Source organism: Puia sp. (genome assembly GCF_035546395.1).
Classification (GTDB): domain Bacteria; phylum Bacteroidota; class Bacteroidia; order Chitinophagales; family Chitinophagaceae; genus Puia.
In genome coordinates this window covers 371,625-391,881 of sequence record NZ_DASZXR010000008.1, presented here as the reverse complement: position 1 = coordinate 391,881, position 20,257 = coordinate 371,625, and the positions used below count along the sequence as shown (strand labels likewise).

The 20,257-nt window shown below is 53.6% G+C and carries 15 protein-coding genes; 11 read left to right on the top strand and 4 right to left on the bottom strand.

The annotated features are described in order from the left end of the window. Window positions 1–463 precede the first annotated feature (463 nt). The 6 genes from VHE34_RS09975 (at window position 464) to VHE34_RS09950 (ending at window position 5,631) form a co-directional block, all read left to right on the top strand. The gene (locus tag VHE34_RS09975; RefSeq protein WP_325587303.1) at window positions 464–1,951 is read left to right on the top strand and encodes a hypothetical protein; all 1,488 of its coding nucleotides are present in this window, start codon (window positions 464–466) and stop codon (window positions 1,949–1,951) included. Between the two features lie 158 nt (window positions 1,952–2,109). Next, window positions 2,110–2,553: a hypothetical protein gene (locus tag VHE34_RS09970; RefSeq protein WP_325587302.1), complete on the top strand. Its 444-nt coding sequence runs from the start codon at window positions 2,110–2,112 to the stop codon at window positions 2,551–2,553. Between the two features lie 8 nt (window positions 2,554–2,561). Next, on the top strand, window positions 2,562–3,134 hold the full coding sequence (locus VHE34_RS09965) for a hypothetical protein (protein WP_325587300.1): 573 nt from the start codon (window positions 2,562–2,564) through the stop codon (window positions 3,132–3,134). After that, window positions 3,131–3,421, top strand: a complete 291-nt coding sequence (locus VHE34_RS09960; RefSeq protein WP_325587298.1) for a hypothetical protein — start codon at window positions 3,131–3,133, stop codon at window positions 3,419–3,421. Before VHE34_RS09965 ends, VHE34_RS09960 begins: the two co-directional genes overlap by 4 nt. Further along, window positions 3,406–4,569 carry a hypothetical protein gene (locus VHE34_RS09955; RefSeq protein WP_325587296.1) on the top strand — a complete coding sequence of 388 codons (1,164 nt, stop codon included), beginning with the start codon at window positions 3,406–3,408 and terminating at the stop codon, window positions 4,567–4,569. The genes VHE34_RS09960 and VHE34_RS09955 overlap by 16 nt, the downstream gene beginning before the upstream one ends. Before the next feature lie 126 nt (window positions 4,570–4,695). Beyond that, a complete protein-coding gene (locus VHE34_RS09950; RefSeq protein ID WP_325587294.1) occupies window positions 4,696–5,631 on the top strand; it encodes a hypothetical protein in 936 nt (311 codons plus the stop codon). Window positions 5,632–5,657: 26 nt separating this feature from the next. On the opposite strand, the gene VHE34_RS09945 is transcribed toward VHE34_RS09950, so the two are convergent. Then, on the bottom strand, window positions 5,658–6,671 hold the full coding sequence (locus VHE34_RS09945) for a hypothetical protein (RefSeq protein ID WP_325587292.1): 1,014 nt from the start codon (window positions 6,669–6,671) through the stop codon (window positions 5,658–5,660). A gap of 162 nt (window positions 6,672–6,833) precedes the next feature. On the opposite strand from VHE34_RS09945, the gene VHE34_RS09940 reads away from it, so the two are divergent. Next, a complete protein-coding gene (locus tag VHE34_RS09940) occupies window positions 6,834–9,170 on the top strand; it encodes a TonB-dependent receptor (protein ID WP_325587290.1) in 2,337 nt (778 codons plus the stop codon). A 5-nt stretch (window positions 9,171–9,175) separates the two neighbouring features. Next, on the top strand, window positions 9,176–9,970 hold the full coding sequence (locus tag VHE34_RS09935; RefSeq protein ID WP_325587288.1) for a DUF4249 domain-containing protein: 795 nt from the start codon (window positions 9,176–9,178) through the stop codon (window positions 9,968–9,970). A 16-nt stretch (window positions 9,971–9,986) separates the two neighbouring features. Here VHE34_RS09935 and VHE34_RS09930 read toward each other — a convergent pair whose 3' ends face one another. The 3 genes from VHE34_RS09930 to VHE34_RS09920 all read right to left on the bottom strand — a co-directional run bounded on the left by VHE34_RS09930 (window position 9,987) and on the right by VHE34_RS09920 (window position 13,806). Then, entirely contained in the window at window positions 9,987–11,243 is a 1,257-nt protein-coding gene (locus VHE34_RS09930; RefSeq protein WP_325587286.1) for a hypothetical protein, read from the bottom strand. A 119-nt stretch (window positions 11,244–11,362) separates the two neighbouring features. Further along, complete coding sequence (locus VHE34_RS09925) at window positions 11,363–12,547, bottom strand: hypothetical protein (RefSeq protein WP_325587284.1); 1,185 nt, start codon at window positions 12,545–12,547, stop codon at window positions 11,363–11,365. 101 nt (window positions 12,548–12,648) lie between these two features. Further along, window positions 12,649–13,806 (bottom strand): glycoside hydrolase family 172 protein, encoded by a 1,158-nt coding sequence (locus VHE34_RS09920; RefSeq protein ID WP_325587282.1) that lies wholly within the window; start codon window positions 13,804–13,806, stop codon window positions 12,649–12,651. A gap of 302 nt (window positions 13,807–14,108) precedes the next feature. Here VHE34_RS09920 and VHE34_RS09915 point away from each other — a divergent pair, with 302 nt between their 5' ends. From VHE34_RS09915 to VHE34_RS09905, 3 genes are all read left to right on the top strand, one after another. Then, on the top strand, window positions 14,109–15,698 hold the full coding sequence (locus tag VHE34_RS09915; protein ID WP_325587280.1) for an alpha-amylase family glycosyl hydrolase: 1,590 nt from the start codon (window positions 14,109–14,111) through the stop codon (window positions 15,696–15,698). Between the two features lie 220 nt (window positions 15,699–15,918). Next, on the top strand, window positions 15,919–17,100 hold the full coding sequence (locus VHE34_RS09910) for an efflux RND transporter periplasmic adaptor subunit (protein WP_325587278.1): 1,182 nt from the start codon (window positions 15,919–15,921) through the stop codon (window positions 17,098–17,100). Window position 17,101: 1 nt separating this feature from the next. Continuing rightward, a complete protein-coding gene (locus tag VHE34_RS09905) occupies window positions 17,102–20,257 on the top strand; it encodes an efflux RND transporter permease subunit (RefSeq protein ID WP_325587276.1) in 3,156 nt (1,051 codons plus the stop codon).

Genomic DNA, 20,257 nt, shown 5'->3' with positions numbered 1-20,257 from the left:
CCATTGTAAATGTTGTTTGACGCTGACTATCAATTCTCTCGAAATGACGGTCATATTGTCGATTTTCTTTCGCTAATATAACCCTACCTAAAAAATTACTTCTTTAGTGCTATTGCTTCCATTCTTTCAAAGAACTTTTGGTCGTTTCCGAACCACCCTTTCGCTTTGAACCCGAAGGCTTTATTTCGATTGGGAGTGCAAAGGTAGGGGGGTTTGACATTCGCGCCAAATGTTTTTAAAAGATTTTTCGTTTTCAGGGGCTCAAAATCTTCTCAAAATTCTCGCCCGGCTCTTATAGTGTTGGTAATCAATAAAGTAACAGATTTTTCGCAATGAATCAACTTAACGCTGACCAGTCCTACTTCAAAAAGGGTGTTTTCACGGTGGACGCCTGCATACCATAATTTGTATTTTCAGCCGTCGAATAAAGCAGCATCTCAACTGAACATCCAAACCGAATCTTATGACCGGATTAACGGCAACAATCTTACTGACAACGCTTGTCGGATTGGCGATCTACATTATAATAGCCCAAAAACAAAAGAATGATAAGATAGAAAAATTCTTCCTTGCCGGCCGCAATATCGGGAGCAATCTGTTCGGCCATACAACCTGGGCCACCAGCAACGGCTCAGCCAACGGCATTTGGTATGCAATATGGCTGGGCTACACGATCGGTCTCGCAGGTATCTGGCTGCAGGCATTCTGGATAATCGGCATCATCCTCTACTCTTATCTGATTCCCAAGATCGTTCCACACTCAGACAAATATACCTTGCACGGCTTCTTAGGCGCGAACTTCGGCACAGGCGCCCGATTGATCGCATCCTTCGTATCCTTAACTGGTTTATTCGTATGCATCGGCTTTGAAATATCCTATGTATCAGGCTTTTATACGCAAGTCCTTGGAGTTAACAAAGAAGCGATCGTCCCCATAATCTTCGCTTTCTCCCTATTCATCTCGGTGTTTTGTACCATCGGAGGCTTTAGCGCCAATGCCAAGACAGACAAGATATCAAATATTCTGGCTACCACCTCATTACTGATACTATTCGTCCTGCTGCTCTCGCATGTCACCACTCACCATATTCAAATCAAGCACCTCACCTATATGCCTCTAATGAACAACCCCACCAGCTTCTACTGGGGTGTTGTATTCTTTGGACTCTACCAACTGATCGATATGACCAACTGGCAAACGGTGTCTGCAAATAGTTTGCATGTAGACGACAAAAGCGTCAAAAATATGCAGCGGGTGATCAGAAAAGCTGCACTGGAAATATCCGTGTTCCCGATCGTCCTGGGAACTGTTTCAGGATTTATTCTCAAAAATATCGTCGAGAATGTCTCTCAAAACTCCATTCTTTCTGCAATTTCTGTCAACTACATGCCAGCCAGTGAGGTTGTCTCGCTGGTTCTGCTCTCGTTTGTCTCTTTTAGCTTCTTTGCAGCAAGCCTTTCAGCCACAGACTCATGGCTCCTTGCGTCGTCTCAAACCCTTTCTTGGGATTTGACGGATTATCGATTGTTCAGCAAACACGCCTTTAACGTTAAGCGCCTTAGTGATGAAGAACACCAGACCGTACTCCGCAAGGCCCGAATGCTCCTGATCCTCATTGGCGTTGCTGTCACAGGCTTCATTTATTGGGTTTCCGTCCGATGGGACCAGGTTTTTGCCCTCCAATTCGTCATGTTTGGTGCGGGCCTCTCCATGATCCCCGCATTGCTATATGGACTGTTCCTTTGTAAGAATGAATCCGATGGACAAAGAATAAAAGCCTTCGCATTCATGTCGATAACAGCTGGGTTTTTAACAGCGATAGGAATTTTCATTTGGTCGATCTATATCAATGACCCCAATATCGTCAACTGCATCCCCTATGTTACTCTTGGGATATCCTCGTCAATCATCATATTCGGATTGCTAATAAATAGAATGTTTAATCGATGATAAAAAGAACTATACAATTGTTGCTACTTGTATTTGCGCCGTTGGTGACTTTCATTGTAATCAATCGTGTCACCAATCACAGCAATTCGCAGGTAAGTCTTGTGTGCTCGTATATGATATTCATTTTACTTCTGGCATATCTTGATATTGAGACTTATATGTACACCCATGAGCTTAAAGCCTATTGGGATCATGAATCCAAGAAAGACATTGAGATCCACCTGATCGATTCAACTTTTGAAAACAAAGTATTGAAAACAAAGCCGAACATCATCTGCTCCGCAAAACCCATAGACACGCTTTCCAAGGTCAAACTCTACACTACGGACAGTAATTTATTTGTGACTACATTAAGAGACAACCTGATCTGGATTCTTCTAGTCAATACGGTAGTACTATTTGCGACGTATTATATCGCGGAAGACACGATATTGCCCGGACCCAAAGACACCGGTACGCTGCCGGCGACCCTTAGCGACCTGATCAAAAAGACTCTTGGTTTTTTTGCCGTTATCCTCCAAATAGTCTTCTTCGCTTCCCAACTTATTCTGCACAGGACCCGGAATAACAGGTTGCATACCGAATTGAACACCCTGAAATAGAACTGAGAATGCCGGACTACGATATGCTGGATAAATTGGTAGTTCATCTGCAACAATATGCCTTGCAGGTCGTGTTCGTGGCAATTGATGACGACCGGGTGGCAATTGCCGAACTAACGCAACATAAGATACTGGTAAACACCTCCTCACGGGCTCCCCTGGAAATTGTCTTCACAATTGCCCATTTATTCGGCCACTATATTCAATTTGCGAACTACGAAAAATACCGGTCGCTGATTCAAAAGGTTAAGGAGGAACCGAAGCCCCTCCAACTGCCGAAGGGATTTAAGGCAGGTTTTTATGATTATGAGATGGAAGCCTTTCAGATAGGCAAGAAATTGTTGGAAAACATTCAAAAATTCGATCCGGAATTGGAGCGAAAATATCAACTCTTCTTTGAGACCGACTTTGAATTATTTTGGCAATTCCTTACCGTAGGCACCAAACAATCCGCGGAAAGCTTCAACCGGGAACTAAACCAAAGGTATGAGACAGACAAAAAAGATCGGGCACCGCTCGTCCCAATCGATTATCCATCCACGCCAGTAAATCTCCATCACATCAATTTGATCGTCTATTGAAGCAAAAAAAAGAGCGGGATTTTTCCCGTTTTTCAACCCGTAAGCCCATTATATTTTCACCGCACAATCAAAATTTAGACGGAATGAAAGCAAAAATCCTCCTCTTTGTTCTTTTGATAACCATAGGTGCTGGCGCCAAAGCTCAGGTTGGCGCTGTGGTCGCGGCCGTAGGCGGAGATTTCGTTGTAAAGGATGTCCTCAACAAATTCCGGCAGGATGCCGAGTTATTGCTAGCCAGGCCAATAATTATGGGAACGCCCTGGTCACGCGGATGGCAAACGAAATGAACGTCGCCGTAGCCAACGCAGACCTTTTGATGGAGAAAGATCTGAACAATCTGGTCAGCAAGCTTTCCGATCAGAATTCAAGGATCCTTATCTCCATAGCTCAACTTAACAAGACAGCGCAGGAGACGGTCAAGGCAGCCTATAATCTCAAGGACGCTACCGTATTGGACCTGAGAAAGATCCTCGGCGACTATCTGCCCCTCGGCAAGTCATACTTCTATGTACAACGGGTAGATGGCATCACCCAGTTGTTCAGCGCTCAGAACGACAACAAGTTCTCCATCGCCGGCATCGGGTTTGGGTTCGATTCTGAGAAGTTCAAATCCCGAATCATCTCGATCGACCAAATGAAACCCACCGACTTCACCGAAACAAAGAATGACGCAAATCTATCCGGTCTTGTTATCAAGAGGGAAAGGATCAGTGCCCTGATTCAAAATCCAATTAAGATCGCACAGATCAAATTGAATATTACCATCCAGATAAGGCGCCAGACCGGGTTAATCATTCATTCTTGGGAAACAAAGACCTTCACCCTCCCCATTACCTTGTCGATCGTTCCCGCCGTTCTACCCGATCTAAAGGTGAAATACAGCATGCCGAAGTATGACTGGGTAACAGTGCCCGGCCAGGATCCCATCTCCTACTCGCACACGACGGCGGACCATGACCAGCACGATCAGCGGCACGACAATATCCACACGTTCACTGAGGATGATGTCAGGACGATACCCAACAATTTTCGCTACGTAAACCCAAGGCCCACGTCCCCCGCCTCGGGCAACGGCTGTCCCTGGACTCACCTGGAGTTTATCCACATCGAAGAGGGAGGCACAAAGATCCACGCACAATTTTCGACCTGGGGTCTACCATGCGCCTATAATTTCGGGGCAACCGTCCAGCAGTACCAACAGGTAGGGGTCATTGAAGATAACGTCCAAAGCATCACCGGGATAAAATACGGATCGAACATCGTCGTAACCTTGCCAAAGGCCTGCCCTTATTGGGAGTTGACGGGCAGGACAATCGACAACAATGATATCAACATCATCGGCGAAAAAATGTACGGCAGTCTGATTGTCTATAGTGACGCGCTCGATGATGGCGTAAATAAGAAGATTGTCTATACCGTAGGGTATCCATTTTAGATGAAAGATTCTTGAGAATCAAGCCGCGGCGACACACAAACCGCCGCGGCATGAAAAAATTGTACTCCTTGGAATAGGGGTAAGTCGATCCTGGGTTGTTGACTTCATACAAGCTTAGAAAAACGTATGAAATACAAATCAACAATACCCTTCGCCGCGGCTTTTTTATTCCTCCATGGCCTCGCCACCACCACCACCGCGCAAACGAAGGACAAAAGCACCTTCAACATCGGCCTCGTCCCACCCCTCAGCACCAACGGCACCCACGCCACTCAACGCGCCAACTTCCTCTCCCTCAACGCCATCGCCGGCGTCTCCCGCGCCGAAACCGGCGCCACGATCGCCGGCTTCGCCAATATCGTCCTCGACCACGCCTCCGGCGCGCAGATCGCGGGATTTATGAACACCACCAAAAACAGCTCGAACGGCGCGCAGATCGCTGGCTTTATGAACAAAGCCGGCGACGCCAACGTCCAGGTCGCAGGCTTCCTCAACATCGCCAGGAAGGTAAAAGGCGTGCAAATCGCCGGCTTCATCAACATCGCCGACAGCAGCGACTGCCCCATCGGCCTCATCAATATCATCAAGAACGGCGAAAAGTCGGTCAGCCTCAGCATCGACGAGACCCGCACCGTCCTGCTCTCCTTCCGCTCCGGCGGCCGCAAACTCTATGGCATCCTTGGCATCGGCTATAACGACCGCACGCACACGCTCCAAAGCATCCAGGCCGGCAACGGCAACCTGAAACTGGCCACCGCGGAAGCCGGCATCGGCGCGCACTGGAACCTCACGGACGCCTTCCGGGTAAATACCGAGCTGGCCGCCATCACCGGAACCGACTTCGAACACGGCGACTATCAAAAGGATGTCTTCCGGCTCCTGCCCAGCCTGCATTTCCAACATTTCGAAGTATTCGCGGGCCCGACGTTCAACTATGTCTCCTCCGAAAAAGGCCTCGGCGCCGACCTCATCAAACACTACACCTGGAGCAAGAACGCCGGCGCAAAGGATTTCCAGGCGCTCTATTTCGGCGCCATCGCGGGTCTCAGCTACCGCTTCTGATCAAATGGAACCCAGCCCGTCGATGCCTACGCCAACGCGTGAAGCTTGTGCAGCTTTTTAATCGGCCCTTCAGGCCCTTTCACGGCATTGGAGTACTGAAACTGGATGGGCACCGTCCCCGTTCCGTTGGCGAGCGGCACCTCCTTCATGACCAGGCCGAGATTGCTTCCGGCCTCTTCCATAGGGAAATCCCCACACTCGTTGCCGCTGCGGGAGACCCAGCCACAAAATTGATCCTTTTTGGTGCGGATCGCATCGTCGACATCGGCATCGGTCCTGGCCTCGCAAAGTTCGTGGTAAAAAGTAGCCACCACGTTTTTCCAGGGCGCGTCGAAGGCGACGATGCCGTTGTCCGTGCCGTCGTCCCGTCGAAAGGAAAAGACGCCTATCGCATAGTACACGGCGTTCGTGCCGATACGCACCGAACCATGATACCCGCCCAGTCCCTGCAGCGAACTATCCTCGTCCTCCGCCGGAATAAACGGCTTGTGTTTTATTGCTGCTACCGGATTGTGCGGAGCCACATCGGTTGTGAGAATTGTGCCCTTGGGAAGCATGAAACAGATGACGGTGTTTGCCAGATCGAAACTATCCAGGGCATTATCGGAAAAAAGGCTGGCTACCAGGGCCTTTGCATCTCCTTCCGAGAAGGCCGCAGGCGGTGGCCCGTCGAGAATGGTAGAGGGACGAAAGTCGGCCGTGATGGGTTTATTTTCGAAATACTGCCGCATGACATTGTTCAGATGCTCGTCATTCATAGCCGCGTTGAGTGCAGCATCGATATTCTTGCGATCTGAGGGATCCCAGGCCGCCTCGCCGCCGATGTAAAAATTGGTATAGGTGAGATCGGCAATCGTTTTCCCACCCTGGAATACCAGGTTTTCCTTTGGTGTGGGTGGGAAACCCGCCGCAAGCGCTTCGGGACGCAGCGCCTCTTTTTCCACTTTTTGGCCCGAATAGCCGGCTGAAGACAAATGGGATTTCGCGGCCCGGCTACCGCCCTTGACGAATACCCGCAACGGGATAAAGGAGTTTGCCATAAAAAAGGGTTTTGTTGTTCTCAAAGGTAGTGTCGCCCGATCCCCGGTGTCAAGGGGAAAAACACCCATTAACAAACGGGGCGCAATCCTGATGAAAAAATGTATAAACCGAAATAGGGGTAAGCCCAACCTAAGTTGTTGACTACATACAAACCGACTCATATGCACTTCAACCTGGCAAAACGCCTTTTGCTGATCCTTTTGTTATTCTGCGCCCTTATCCAGGCCCACGCCCAATCCAAACACACCATCACCGGCTCGGTCCGCTCCCGCGCCACCGGCGAAAGCATCATCCGCGCCACAGTCGTCGTAAAAGATAGGAACATCGGCGTTACCACCAACGACTACGGCTTTTACTCCCTCACCCTCCCCGACGGCCACTACACCCTGATCATCTCTGCCGTCGGCCGCCAGCCCGAAACCATCCCAATCGACCTGACCGAAAACATCCAACTCCCCACCCTGCTGACCGAACAGGGCGCACAACTGCAGGACGTCACCATCACCGCCACAGCCAGGGGTCGAAGCCTGAGAGGCGCCCAGATGGGCGTAGAGCATATCACCACAAAAGAAATAAAAAGCGTCCCGATCCTCTTTGGCGAGCGCGACGTGCTGAAGACCCTGCAATTCCTCCCCGGTGTAAAGGCAGCCGCGGAAGGCAACAGCGGGCTGAACGTACGGGGCGGCGCAACCGATCAGAACCTGATCCTCCTCGACGAGGCCCCCGTCTACAACGCCTATCACCTGCTGGGCTTCTTCTCCACTTTCAACTCGGACGCCATCAAAGACGTCACGCTCTACAAAGGCGGGATGCCCGCACAGTACGGCGGCCGATTATCCAGCGTCATCGACGTCCGGATGAACGAAGGCAATAACCAGGAGACCCACGTCACGGGCGGCCTGGGCCTCATCTCCGCCAAGCTCAACCTCGAAGGCCCGATCGAAAAGGACAAATCGTCCTTTCTCCTCACGGCCCGTCGGACCTATGCCGATATGTTCCTCAAGCTCTCCAAAGACTCCACCAAGAACAAGAACAGCCTCTATTTCTATGATCTCAACGGCAAGCTGAATTTCACGCTGAGCGATCGCGACAAGCTGTATATTTCGGGCTATTACGGCAAGGACGTTTTATCCAGCGCGGACATCTTCGGGCTCAATTGGGGGAACACCACCGCCACCATAAGATGGAATCACACCTACAACCCCCGGCTCTTCTCCAACACCTCGCTGATCTATAGCAATTACAATTATCAGATCCGTTTCGCCAACAGCGGCAACAACTTTTTCGTCAACTCCGTCCTCCGGGACTTCAACGTAAAAGAAGAATTTCAATATTATCTCAACCCCCGGAACAATATCAAATTCGGTATCCATTCGATCGATCATCGATTGAACCCCGGCGCAGTCACGGGCGGCAATGACAAAACGGGGATCAACGACACGGCTTTCCAGGTGCGGTATGGCTGGGAGAACGCGGTCTATGTCAGCAACGACTGGAAGGCCACCGATCGCCTCAACATTTCCTACGGCTTCCGGGGCGAATTCTTCAGCCCCTTCGGCAAGGGGGATTTGTATACGGTCGATCCGGCCGGCAAGATCACCGATACCCTACACAACACCACCGGCAAGATCCTGACAACTTATTTCAACCCCGAGTTCCGCCTGGCCTTCAGCTATCAACTGAACCCCACCACCTCCGTTAAGGCCTCTTACGCCGGCAACACGCAGAACATCCACCTGTTATCCCCCGGCAGCATCGGCACGCCGACGGACCGCTATGTGCTCAGCAATAATATGATCCGACCGGAGACCTCCCATCAGGTTTCGTTAGGCTACTACAAGAACCTGCAGGATGACAAATACGAACTCACGGTAGAAACCTACTATAAAGCCCTGACTCACCAGATCGACTACCGCGATGGCGCCGACGTTCATACCAACGACCATATCGAAACCGAACTCCTCTATGGCAAGGGCCGCGCCTATGGCATCGAATGGCTGCTGCGGAAGAAAAAGGGCGACCTCACCGGATGGATCGGCTATACGCTCTCGAAGTCCGAAAAGAAGATCGACGGGATCAACAACGACCAATGGTACAACGCCTTCCAGGATCGCACCCACGACATTTCCATCGTCGCCATGTACCGGCTGAACGATAAATGGAATCTCTCGGCCAATTGGGTCTATAATACAGGGAATGCGATAAGTCTTCCCAGCGGTAAATACAAGTCGGACGATCGCACCATCTATTATTACTCCGAACGGAACGGTTACCGGATGCCGGCCTACCACCGGCTCGACCTGGGCGCAACCGTACAATTACAACACCGCCCGAGGTTCTCCTCCGAACTGGCCTTTGGCATCTACAATGCCTACGCCCGGAACAACGCCTACCTGATCACCTTCCGGGACAAAAAGAACGATCCCAACCAAACGGAGGCGGTGCAGACCACGCTCTTCAGCCTCGTGCCCTTTATCTCTTACAACTTTAAATTCTAAGCATCATGACCTATAAATGCGTCCTTATCGCCGCAGCCGCAACGATCATCACCTCTTGTCAGAAAGTCATCAACCTCAACCTGCGCACCGCACCTCCCAAATACATCATCGAAGGCAATGTCACCAATCTCCCCGGCCCCTACCAGGTCAAGATCAGCCAGACGGAAGCCGTGAACAGCACGGGCGCCTTCAACGGTGTCAGCCATGCGAATGTCACCATAAAAGACGACGCCGGCAATGCAGAGACACTGCAAGAAACGCAGCCGGGCATCTATCAGACCACCGCCCTACAAGGCATCGAAGGCCAAACCTACCACCTAACGATCACCACCGGCCAAAACACCTTCACCGCAACCAGCACCATGCCCCACTCCGTCAACCTGGACAGTCTCTACACCGAGCAGGTCTACAACTTCTCCAAAATGGTCATCGCCGTGGTGCCCCTCTTCACTGACCCGGTCGGCAAAGGGAACAATTACCGGTTCAACCAAACTATCAACGGCAATCTTGACAAGACCCTCTATGGGGAAACCGACGATTTCACCGACGGTAAACAATCCACCTGGTCGCTGTTGCGCCCGGACCCGGACAGCACGCTGCACGCAGGCGATCGGGTAGATATAGAGATGCAATGCATCGACCGGCCGAACTACGACTATTGGTTCAGCGTCGACCAGGCCTCCACGGGATCCAGCGACGGCAGCCAGCCCGGCAATCCCAAGACCAATATAATAGGGGGAGCCCTGGGCTACTTCAGCGCGCATACGTCGCAGACAAAGACACTGGTGATTCCCAAATAGGCAAGACGGGTGCGGGTCAAGGCAGTGATTGCCATCCATACCTGTTCCTTAGGCTGTTCAGGGAATCCAGCACCTTATTGTCTTTCAGGAAATATTGGGCGCTAAGCGACCGGTAAACCTTCGCCGAGGCGATGTCGCCCGTGATGGCTTCATCTTTCCCGAGGTACAAATTACTGGTGTATTTTACCGCCCTTCGCGCCCATTCGTCGATATCGGGTCGTAAAGCACTCCGCGATTTTGGGTCCTGGAAGGCCAGGTCCAATTCCTTTATGAATTGCCCCAGCACTTCCAGCTGAAGAGTGAGCAGTAAAGTATTGTTGTGGAAGCAGGCTATTTTCTTCTGCTTTCGCTTCTGATCGCCGAACGTTTCGCGCTCGTCGATCCCCATCTTTTTGTCCCATTTCTCCAGCGTATTCTCAAAATACCGGGGCAGCCAGATGACCCGTCCCCGCTTCTGCCGGTAAAAGATATCCCCCAGGTCGAATTGGAATTTATTCTTGATGAGAGCCTGATCATCGTTTGGGATAGAGGGGTGATTGGCCCGGTGGGGGAACAGCTCTTCATTCCAGCAAGCGAAATCATAAAGGGCATATTTCAGATCGTTGAATTCCGGCTTTTCGAGTGGATCTTTGGTCAATACCCTGGCGATATTACTGCCCTTTATGACGCTTGCCACCAGGACCGGGTCCTTCGGGAGGGCGGGACCGCTCTCGTGCTGGTCGGCTCCCAGCGCATACTGGAGCAGTTCCTGGAAACCTCTTTCGGCCAGCTGAGAAAGCGTAAGGGCTCCGTCTTCCTCTTCGATCCGATAGATCCTTCCCCTTTTCGCATTGGCAACCTGTTTCCACAGTTCCGGCACGGAATAAGACCCCTCCCACTCGATGATCACCACCAGCGATATGCTGAACGCGGTGAAATAGCCGGCCAGGTTCAGGCGTGGTCCCTCAACCGTGGGCTTTAGGTTGATCCTTTTCCGAAAAGGGACAAACCGGTCCCAGAAACCCGGATCGCCATCAGCGAGGTTGCCCGGGAACGGCACCGTGGTTTCGAGGTAGTAAGACCAGAAATGATGCTTGCTGTTTCCTTTCCGCTGGTCCCAGGGGGTATTCAGTTCCCAGTCGCCCGGGGTGTTGATCAGCTCCAGGAATTTGCGGTTGTACTGTTGCTTATCGGCGAGAAAAGGAAGCTTGCCGAAGGGGATCCCATTCAATGGCCCCTTTAACAACCGGGTCCAGGCGACCGATAACCTGAATTTTTGAATGCTGATGTCCATAAAATTGATTAGCTTTAGCGGAACTATAAAGAATTTCGGGCTTTTACAGGGTTGTCTGAAAGGAGGATGCTGAAAAAGCCTGAGATTCTTCGGCCCTCCGCGATGAGGGCTAACTTTTTCTATAAATGAACGATGTCCTTGTACTTGTTTTGAACCACAAATTCCGCCGCGGAGGAAACAAGTCCCGGATTCACATCGAAATCAACGGTGATCGCCTTTTTCCTTTTCGCCTTCCGTAGGAGTTTTTCCAATTGCTTTATGTCCTCCCCCGATCTCTTTTCCGCTTCATCGAGCTTTCTCACGAGTTCAACCACTCTCTTATAGTACCCATCGTTTGCCCCTTCCGCTTTTCCCACCTGGATCCCATAACTGTACCAATGGGCGGGGTCGCCGGCTTTGCTCATTTTATTCATGCCCAGCCTGAAAAGCAATCGATCCTTGACTTCCGGAAGCGCGCCCTGTTGCAGGAAAAAGTCCGTTCCCCGCCGGTTCAACTTTCTCAGAAGGTCCAGGGGCTTATCCTCCAGCGAGAAATCTTTGGACCGTTCGATGAGAATATATAGGGATAAGAGGATCAGCGATAGGACGATGGACCCCATCCAAAGGAAAAAGATGTCCTGGAGGCCGTACCCTATCCAGACGGCCCGCCTGGAGACCCCTGCATAGAACAGGGAAAGGATCAGGGACAACGTGATGGAGAGGACCCAAAAAAGGGGCTCCTTCTTGTCGGAAGGGACAACGATTTTATCGGATCGCAGCGGGGCCGGCAGAAAAGAAGACCAGATGACCCAAAAAAGGAATCCGGGAAGGATGAGGAAAAAAGGGATTGAAAATACACTCAATCCCAGTACGGTCATGATCCCTGATTCTCCCAGGATACCCAGTTCCACTTCCTGGGTAACCACCTTTGACGCGGTGAAGGACCTGCCGTTTTTTTTATAGTCGATCATCACCTGGTAGAGGACCATACCGGAGCCCGGGTAAACCTGGTTACCGACGCTAAGTCTTTCGACGAATACGAATCCGTTCCCCGGCGATAGGGTAGTGCTTTCCGGAAGGCTGGTGATGTGGACATTATCGGGCCCTTTGCAGATCAGCCGGACCGTCAGGCTATCGGAAGAATTGTTGGTGACCTCCAGGTAGGCCAGACCGGCGTGATTTTCCAGCAGGGTTGCCTTTACCGCATGCAATTGCACGTCCACGGAATCCCGGATGTAGGAGAAAGCAGGCGGCTTGCCGTCTCCCGACCAGGCCCGTGAGAGCATCAGCCCAAGCGAGAAAAAGATCAAGAGGGATCGTCTCATAAGATAAGTAAAGGGAATATGAATATACTTCTTTTTCCCGGCTTCTCCCATGAGCCCGATCTACCCCTTGTGGTTATCGGCATCCGTCTCGTCGTTCCCGTCTAGTTCACCTCCAATGCATCCTTCCCCGGCAACTTGGGAAACGCGGCATGCGGCTCCGTCTGGTACCAAAACACGGTCGACGCCATATCGTCCTGCAGCGGCAGATACCGTCCATCGGCCCGCCAGCCCAGGTCCTGGATCGTTACCCGCAATCCCTTCTCGAACCGGATCGGATCAGTGATATGCCAGCGATACAACCCGAACCGCTGGGAGACAGAATAATGTCCATCCCCTTCGATCACCTGCGGCAAGCCGCTATAGGGCGTGCAGAACGGCGTATACCGGGATTCCGTATGCCCATCGGCCATCTTTTGCTGCGTGTCGAAATCATAGCTCCCGCAGAAATAGTCCTCCGTCCCCGTCCCGCAGATGGTTGGGAATTCCGTATCCCCATCCATATAGAACTTGATCTCGCCCTCACCCCACCAGCCGTTATTGTGCACCCCAATGGCCAGGTAGGTCCCGACATATTGCCCTTTGCCCTGGATGCTGTCCACCAATGTATAGTTGGTTTTATACGGTAGCGGGTTCACCCGCCGGAACTGCGCATGGAAATAGGCCGCATCGGAAGGCACCTGCGTCTCCAGATAGTCCACCTGGTAGTACAGGATCATGTCTTTCGTATCGATATTCTGCATCGTGATCCGGCACTTTTTCCGAAAGGGCATCGGCCAGTAGCAGTTGAAGGCGCTCCCCGGGTTCACGCAGACGGCCAGTGACTGCAGCGGCGCATACTGCCCCCACCCCATCCCAAAGAAGTCGCCCACCGGCGCCTCGACGCTGGGCGTGGTCTCATCGTCCCAATAAAAGCGAATGATCGAATACCGCCAGTTGCCCGTCGGCGTCATCCAGATATGCTGGATCGACCCCGACCCCTCGATCTCGGCGACAGTAAAGGTCTGGCCGGCCTTGATCGTGACACAGGGACTGATCTTCCATCCCTGTCCAAGATCGCGGCCCGCACCTGCCCCCATCCCCGTGGTGGCCTTTCCCCCGGCTCCTTTGGCGCCGTTGAAATTCTCCGGGCTGATACTCCGGCTCCGGGCCGGGGAGAGGCGATAGAGGTTGGAAAGATTGGATTCGACGCCGTTGAAAGTTGATTGACCAAAGATGGGTCCGGCGAAAGCCAGAAGTGCAGGCAGCAATAGTCGTCGCATGGAGTCAATTTTATGATCCCTAAGATACGGGAAAATGATTTGCCCCTATTTTTGCATGGTTATGTGCCAATTCTGTGATTTTTTACGCGGGTCGGTAAGAATGGCGTAGAGCCATCGAGCGCGGTCCGCAATGGTTCTTCTCTGCATAAAATCATCAAAACTCCAGAGCAGGCCAAGGCTTTTATGAAGTCTTTGCAAACAGCCTAAATCAGGTTTTGAATCTGTCGCCCGACCCTTCCACCCCCAAAAACACCGTTAAAACACCTGTTCGCCGCGCCGCGTCGCCACCGTACCTTTGCTCCATGATCACGCAGGACGATATCGTCTACTTTGTGATGACCGACCGATTCGTCGACGGCGACACGGCCAACAATGCGTTGATCGACAAGACTCTTCCCAAAAAGCGCCACGGCGGCGACCTGGCCGGCATCCAAAGCAAATTCGACTATCTCGAGCACCTCGGCGTCACCGCCCTGTGGATCACGCCGGTGTATCTCAACATCCCGGGACTAAAGGATCAGAACACCGGAGATCCCGTCGCCATCCAACCCTATCATGGCTACTGGCCAAAGGATTTCGAGCGGATGGACGACCATCTCTATTCCCCCGATGGCCGCTACCCCACCGGCGACAAGCGCTACCTGAAGGATTTTGTCGACGCCTGCCACGCCCGGGGCCTGAAAGTCATCCTCGACGTGGTCGTCAACCACACCGGTTACACCGACGGCCAGCCCATCTTCGACGCCTCCTGGTACAAGAATGACGGCGACAGCGATTTCTCGGGCCTGCCCAAACTGGATCTCGGCAACTCCTCCGTCGTCGACTATTTCGTCAACAACCTCATCGATTGGATCGCCACCTCCGGCATCGACGGCCTTCGCATGGATATGGCCAAAAGCATCGGCGGCTATTCGCATAACGGCGAAACCCCCGTCCATAACCCCGAATTCAACAAATTCTGGTACTTCTATAAAAGCATCATCAAAGGCCGGTTCCCCAACCTGTTCATTGTCGGCGAGGTCCTCGCCACCTCCTCCGGAGACGTCGACGAGAACGCGACCTTCCAGAACCAAAGCGATCTGAATTCCATCTTCGATTTTCCTCTCCGCGATGCCATCAAGAACGTCATCGTCTATGACCATTCTTTCCGGGAAATAGCCCGGCCCCGGCTCAGCAGCCAGGAGCCCCCGGGGATATTGGACCTGGACGACCCGTCCAACGGCGGCTATTATACCAATTCCAACCGGCTCGTCACCCTGCTGGACAACCATGACCTCTCCCGCAGGATCATCAGCGAGATCCGGACGAAGTTCACCGGGGACGACAAAAAGGCTTTCGCCTTCCAGCTGGCAAAAATGCTGTACGCCTTCCTGTTCACCGTCAGGGGCATCCAGCAGATCTACTATGGCTCGGAACTGGGACTGGAAGGTTGGAAAACGGATAATGATGATTCCGACCTGCGCCGCGACTTTCCCTGGGCGATGATCGACGGCGGCAACGAGGTCGCTGCCGCCTCCTTCCCCCTCGAAGCGGATCTGAACCGGACCATCCGCCAACTCATCCACTTCCGCAAGAGCAACGACGCGCTGAAATACGGCGTGACGATCACGCTTTGGGTGGATGACCTGGTGTACGCCTTCCTGCGCTACTTCCGCAGCGAGGTGGTCATCGCCGTCTTCAACAACGGCTATGCCGACATGCCCAGTCCCCTGCTCATCCCCATCGGCGCCGCCGCCGACAAAGACAAGCAACCCCTTCCGGACCGCATCATCCAGTTGCTCCGGCAGACACCGCTTCACGACATCGACAACCCATCCGACACCTATTTGGTCACCAATGGCGTCCTCTCCGTCTCTGTCCGCGGCAAATCGTATAAAATTCTCAGCTACTAAGCCCAAAAAATAGCCCCCCTCAAAAGAGGAGGGCAGTGGCTGCCGTTGAAACCCCAGACGGCCACATAGTACGTGACGCCGGGAGTGAGCCCGCTGATGGCGGGCCCGCGACGGCGGTCAAACAAGCATCGGTATGAAATGAGGAAAAGCGCGGTTGAAATGTTTCCCTAAGCCACAGGAACTTGCTACATTTATCGGGCATATTCAAAACGCCTGAAAGATGAACTACACCAGAATCGCAATGACGGCCGGCTGCTGGCTCACCGTTATCTCCACCCTCTCCAGCTGCAAAGACGGAAGCGCATCTGGCGCAAGTGGCCCCATGCCACCCCCTTCTCTCCCCGTCATCACCGCCACGGCGCTGCCCGCCACCACCTACCAGGATTTTCCGGCATCGGTGGAGGGTAAACGCGACGTCGAGATAAAGCCCCAGGTAGATGGCTACCTCGTAGATATCAAAGTCGACGAAGGACAATATGTCCATAAGGGACAGCCGATGTTTTTCATCGACCGGAAGCCCTTCGAGGAACAGCTGAATAATGCAAAGGCCGCCACGCAGGCCGCGGAAGCCGCACTGGCAGCCGCGCAGATCAATGTCGACAAGATCAAACCCCTTGTCGCCGCGAAGGTGGTGTCGGACGTACAGCAGAAGACGGCCGAAGCGGCGTATAACAATGCGCTTGCGGCAGTGGCCCAGGCCAAGGCGGCCGAGCAATCCGCCCGGATCAACCTCGGGTTCACCATCATTACTGCGCCCGGCGATGGGTATGTCGGCGCCATCCCGTACAAAACCGGCAGCCTGGTCACCAAGCAGCAAAATGCCTCGCTGACAACGGTATCCGAAACAAAGGATATGCGGGTATACTTCTCCATGAGCGAACCCGACTTCCTGGAATTCAAAGAGAAATACCCCGGTAACACGGTCGCCGAAAAGGTAAAGCAAATGCCGCCGGTGCAACTGATCCTGGCGGACAACAGCATCTACCCCGAAAAAGGCAAGGTCGAGATCGTCGAAGGCCAGTTTGATCGAACGGTGGGGGCTATCCGGTTCCGCGCCAGCTTCCCCAACGCGCAGGGCCTGCTCAGAAGCGGCAGCACGGGCAAAGTGCGCATCCCCACTACTTATAAAGAAGCGTTGGTGATCCCGCAGGACGCCACCTTCGAATTGCAGGGGAAGATCTTCGTCTATTCCGTCGGGGACAGCAATAAGATAACCATCAAGCCGCTGGGCATTTCCGGCCGGACCACCCACTATTATTTCGTCTCGGATGGGGTGAAGGCAGGGGACAAGATCGTGCTTTCATCGATGTCCACCACGATGTTCGGTGGGTTGCGGGACGGGATGGTCATCGCCCCGCAAATGATCTCCACCGATAGTTTGCTCAAGTCAACACCACTGTAATATGCTAAAGAGATTCATCACGCGGCCGGTGCTGTCCACGGTCGTCTCGATCATACTGCTTTTATTGGGCATCCTGTCCCTGTTCTCCCTGCCCATCACCTTATTCCCGGACATCGCGCCCCCCAGCGTACAGGTGACGGCCGTCTATCCCGGCGCCAATGCCGAGGTCGTGGCCCGCACCGTCGCCGTGCCGATCGAAGAGGCGGTCAATGGGGTGGAGAACATGAGTTATATGACCTCCAACTCGTCCAACGACGGGAGCATGAACCTCACGGTCTACTTCAAACAGGGCACCAACCCGGATATCAACGCGGTGAACGTCCAGAACCGCGTCTCGCGGGCCAATAGCCAGCTGCCGCCGGAGGTGATCCAGGCGGGGGTGGCCACGCAGAAGATCCAGTCCAGCTTCCTGATGTTCGTAGGTCTCTACAGCGAGGACAGCGCCAAGTACGACGAGCTGTTCCTGGAGAACTATCTGCGCATCAACGTCATACCGCAGCTGCAACGGATCCCCGGCGTGGCGCAGGCCCAGGTGTTCAGCAGCAAGGACTATTCCATGCGCATCTGGCTAAAGCCCGACCGGCTGATCGCCAATAACCTTTCGCCGCAGGACGTATTGAACGCCATCAAGGATCAGAATCTCGAAGCCGCCCCCGGCCGTCTTGGCCAAAACAGCGCCGAATCCTTCGAGTACGTCATCAAATACAAGGGCAAGCGGAATACCAACCAGGACTATGAGAATATGATCGTCAAGGCCAACCCCGATGGGTCCCTGCTGCGCCTGAAAGACCTGGCTCGCGTCGAATTCGGGGCCTATACCTATGTCTCCTCCAATTATCTCAATGGCAAACCCGCTTCGGGATTCGGTATCGTCCAGACGCCCGGATCGAATGCCAACCAGATACTGGCCGAGTTGGAACGCCAGATCAAGGAATTCGATGACAACCTTCCCTCGGGGATGCATTTCAAGATCATGTACAATGCCCGCGAGTTCCTTGAAGCCTCGATCAACCAGGTCAAAGAGACCCTGATCATCGCGTTCGTCCTCGTGGCGTTGGTGGTGTTCATCTTTTTGCAAGATCTCCGCTCCACCCTCATTCCCGTCATCGCCGTACCCGTGGCCATCATCGGCACCTTTTTCTTCCTGAATCTATTCGGCTTCACCATCAACCTCCTCACCCTCTTCGCCCTCGTCCTTGCCATCGGCATCGTCGTGGATGATGCGATCGTGGTGGTGGAGGCGGTGCACTCCAAGATGGAGCGGGAACATCTGCCCGCGCGGAAAGCGACCGTTCAGGCCATGAGCGAGATCTCCGGGGCGATCGTCTCCATCACGCTGGTAATGGCGGCGGTGTTCGTGCCCGTCAGCTTCGTCCAGGGGCCCGCCGGGGTGTTCTATAAGCAGTTCGCCTTTACCCTCGCCACGGCCATTATCATCTCCGCCGTCAATGCATTGACGCTGAGCCCAGCCCTCTGCGCCCTATTCCTGAGGAACGTGCATGTCGGAGAGGCGGATAAGCGAAAAGGCCTGGGGGCCCGGTTCTTTGCCGCCTTTAACGCCGGCTTTACGGCGATGACGAACAAATATGTCCGGAGCCTGAAATTTCTCGTCCGCTACCGGTGGATCCCGATCGTCGGGCTGTTAGTTGTCAGTGCGGTGGCCGTATGGCTGGTGCAACGGACACCCGCGGGATTCATTCCCGATGAGGATCAGGGTTTCGTCATCGCGGTCACCCAAACGCCCGGCGGCAGTAGCCTGAGCCGGACGAAGAAGGCGTCGGATAGGGTGAATCAGATAACGCTGCAGGATGGGGCTTCCAGCGACGCCTGGAGCGTGAATGGATTCAATTTTGTCACGAGTAGCTTTGCCTCGCCGAATGCCGTGGTCTTCTGCCGGCTGAAGCCGCGGGAGGAACGAGGCCCGGTAAAAGATCCGCAGCAGATCGTCGGCCGGCTGATCGGCGAGACCAGCCAGGTAAAAGACGCGCTGACCTTCTTCGTCAACTTCCCCACGGTGCAGGGTTTTGGGAACGTCAGCGGGGTGGAGTTGATGTTGCAGGATCGCGCGAACGGGCCGTTGGACAAACTGAGCGGGACGGCCTGGGGCTTTATCGGCGCGTTGTCGCAGCGACCAGAGGTGGCCACAGCCTTTACCACGTTTAATACCAATAACCCGCAATATACCATCGACATCGACGAAGCCAAGGCGAAGCAGTTGGGCGTTGGCGTCAGCGACCTGATGAATACGATGCAGATCTATTACGGCAGCAGTTTCGTCTCCGACTTCAACCGGTTTGGTAAGTACTATCGCGTGATGGCGCAGGCCGATATCCCCTACCGGCTGGACGTCAATTCCCTCGATGGCATCTATGTCAAGAACAACCTGGGCGGGATGGTGCCCGCTTCCTCGGTCGCCAAATTCACCCGCGTCTATGGCCCCGAGACCGTCACCCGTAACAACCTGTACAATGCCGTTACCATCAATGCGAGCCCAAAGCCCGGCTTCAGCACGGGGGATGTCATCAAGGCCGTACGGGAGACCGCAAAAAAGATGCTACCCAAGGGCTATGCCTATGAGTTCACCGGGGTGACCCGGGAGGAGATCCGCGCGGGCAACCAGACCGTGTTCGTGTTCCTGATGAGCGTCGTCTTCGTCTTTTTCCTGCTGTCGGCCCAATACGAAAGTTATATCCTTCCCCTGGCGGTGATCCTCACGGTGCCCACCGGCATCCTCGGCGTCTTCGCCTTTGTGGGTTTCGCGGGGTTACAGAATAATGTTTACGTGCAGATAGGTCTCATCATGCTGATCGGTCTTTTGGCCAAGAATGCCATCCTGATCGTCGAGTTCGCGGTGCAGCGCCGCCGGGCGGGGATGGGCCTCGTAGAGGCCGCGCTGTCGGGCGCGCAGCTGCGGCTCCGGCCGATCCTGATGACTTCCTTTGCCTTTGTGGTGGGGATGCTTCCGCTGATTTTCACGGAAGGCGCCTCAGCCCAGGGCAACCACTCCATCGGTTGGAGCGCGGTCGGCGGGATGTTGACGGGGGTGATCCTGGGGATCTTTATCATCCCGGTGTTGTTTGTCATCTTCCAGTATTTGCAGGAGAAGGTCGCGCCGAAGCGGGATGAGGAAGAGGATAAGCTGGCGTTGGGGGAATAG

Excerpts from the sequence above, each read along its gene's own strand:
- VHE34_RS09925 (WP_325587284.1), bottom strand. The coding sequence starts at position 12,547 with ATGAGACGATCCCTCTTGATCTTTTTCTCGCTTGGGCTGATGCTCTCA.
- VHE34_RS09905 (WP_325587276.1), top strand. The coding sequence starts at position 17,102 with ATGCTAAAGAGATTCATCACGCGGCCGGTGCTGTCCACGGTCGTCTCG.
- VHE34_RS09940 (WP_325587290.1), top strand. The coding sequence starts at position 6,834 with ATGCACTTCAACCTGGCAAAACGCCTTTTGCTGATCCTTTTGTTATTC.
- VHE34_RS09950 (WP_325587294.1), top strand. The coding sequence starts at position 4,696 with ATGAAATACAAATCAACAATACCCTTCGCCGCGGCTTTTTTATTCCTC.
- VHE34_RS09975 (WP_325587303.1), top strand. The coding sequence starts at position 464 with ATGACCGGATTAACGGCAACAATCTTACTGACAACGCTTGTCGGATTG.
- VHE34_RS09935 (WP_325587288.1), top strand. The coding sequence starts at position 9,176 with ATGACCTATAAATGCGTCCTTATCGCCGCAGCCGCAACGATCATCACC.
- VHE34_RS09930 (WP_325587286.1), bottom strand. The coding sequence starts at position 11,243 with ATGGACATCAGCATTCAAAAATTCAGGTTATCGGTCGCCTGGACCCGG.
- VHE34_RS09910 (WP_325587278.1), top strand. The coding sequence starts at position 15,919 with ATGAACTACACCAGAATCGCAATGACGGCCGGCTGCTGGCTCACCGTT.
- VHE34_RS09920 (WP_325587282.1), bottom strand. The coding sequence starts at position 13,806 with ATGCGACGACTATTGCTGCCTGCACTTCTGGCTTTCGCCGGACCCATC.
- VHE34_RS09970 (WP_325587302.1), top strand. The coding sequence starts at position 2,110 with ATGTACACCCATGAGCTTAAAGCCTATTGGGATCATGAATCCAAGAAA.
- VHE34_RS09945 (WP_325587292.1), bottom strand. The coding sequence starts at position 6,671 with ATGGCAAACTCCTTTATCCCGTTGCGGGTATTCGTCAAGGGCGGTAGC.
- VHE34_RS09965 (WP_325587300.1), top strand. The coding sequence starts at position 2,562 with ATGCCGGACTACGATATGCTGGATAAATTGGTAGTTCATCTGCAACAA.
- VHE34_RS09915 (WP_325587280.1), top strand. The coding sequence starts at position 14,109 with ATGATCACGCAGGACGATATCGTCTACTTTGTGATGACCGACCGATTC.
- VHE34_RS09955 (WP_325587296.1), top strand. The coding sequence starts at position 3,406 with ATGGCAAACGAAATGAACGTCGCCGTAGCCAACGCAGACCTTTTGATG.